The organism is Mycolicibacter senuensis, from assembly GCF_002101885.1.
Taxonomy (GTDB): domain Bacteria; phylum Actinomycetota; class Actinomycetes; order Mycobacteriales; family Mycobacteriaceae; genus Mycobacterium; species Mycobacterium senuense.
Window position 1 is genome coordinate 1 of the sequence record NZ_LQPS01000012.1, and the last position, 1693, is coordinate 1693.

General features: G+C 70.9%; 2 pseudogenes. Both read right to left on the minus strand.

What is annotated here, in order from left to right:
• Positions 1-1187 (minus strand): annotated as a pseudogene (locus tag AWC24_RS23240) (PE family protein); the annotation flags it as partial.
• A pseudogene (locus AWC24_RS23245) lies at positions 1097-1693 on the minus strand (hypothetical protein); the annotation flags it as partial. The pseudogenes AWC24_RS23245 and AWC24_RS23240, both read right to left, overlap by 91 nt.

Below are 1693 nucleotides of genomic sequence, written 5' to 3' on the forward strand. Positions count from 1 at the left end.
GCACCCCCGGCACCACCATTGCCGCCGACACCCTGCGCCGCGCGGTCGACACCGTTGGCTTCTAAACCACCCAGGCCACCGGCACCCCCAGCCCCACCATGACCACCACGAGCACCATCCAGGCTTGCGGCGTCACCATCGGTACCGGCCAACCCGCCACCACCGTTACCGCCGGCGCCACCAGCCCCGGCCTTGCCATCGATACCGCCCGCGGCCTGGCTGCCATCACCATTGGCGCCCCCAACACCACCGCTACCGGCGTTACCACCGGCACCACCGGCCGCACCGTTAGCGCCGTCGATACTGGCCGCAGTCCCCTCGGCACCAGCACCACCGGCAGCGCCTTGACCACCCGAGCCACCATCACCGCCGAGCCCACCACCACCATGAACACCGGCGACCGAACCGGCACCACCGAGGCCGCCATCACCACCGGCACCACCATGGCCGCCATGACCACCATCAGCACCCGGGGCATCCCCGTCAGCACCGGTGTAACCGTGGCCGCCGGCCCCACCGGCACCACCATTGCCGCCCACACCCTGCGCAGCCCGGGTGCCGTCGGTCTCTAGACCACCCAGGCCACCGGCACCCCCAGCGCCACCATGACCACCGCGAACACCATCCAGGCTTGCGGCATCACCATCAGCACCCGCCAACCCGGCACCACCGCCACCGCCGTCGCCACCAGCCCCGGCCTTGCCATCGGTGCCATCACCAGCCCGGCTGCCATCACCATTGGCGCCCCCAACACCACCGGCACCGGCGTTGCCGCCGGCCCCACCGGCCTGCCCAGCACCACCATCAATCTCGATGCCATCTCCGGTCGCCCCGACAGCACCCGCCGCCCCGACACCACCGTTGCCGCCATTGCCGCCATTGCCGCCATTGCCGCCAAGTCCACCACCACCATGGGCACCAGCGTCTGAACCAGCACCACCGGCGCCACCGTTACCGCCGGCACCACCGTTACCGCCGTGCTCACCGCTGGCACCCGGGGCATCCCCGTCAGCACCGGTATAGCCGTGACCACCAGCACCGCCGACACCCCCATTGCCGCCGACACCCTGCGCAGCCCGGTCGACACCGTTGGCTTCTAAACCACCCAGGCCACCGGCACCCCCAGCCCCACCATGACCACCGCGAACACCATCCAGGCCCGAAGCATCACCATCAGCACCGGCCAACCCGGCACCACCGCCACCACCATCACCACCGACACCCGCGACGCCATGACTACCGCTGGCAGCCTGGAGGCCATCGCCCCCGAGCCCACCAGCGCCACCGACGCCGGCATTCCCGCCGGCACCACCAGCAGCACCCTCAGCGCCATCGATACTGGCCGCAGTGCCGTCGGCACCAGCCCCACCAGCCGCACCCTGACCACCCGAGCCACCATTACCACCGAGCCCACCGGCACCATGGGTACCGGCAATCCGGCCGGTCCCGGCCACGCCGCCATCACCGCCGGCACCGCCACGCCCGCCATGGCCACCGTCACCACCAGGCGTATGGCCATCGGCACCGGTGAAACCATGACCACCCCGGCCACCAGCACCACCATTGCCGCCCAGACCATCCGCAGCCCGAGCACCACCAGCGCCGGACCCACCGTTACCACCATTGCCGCCGGCACCACCTGCTGTACCGGCGGTGCCATCAATACTGGCCGCGGTGCCATCAATCCCGTCAA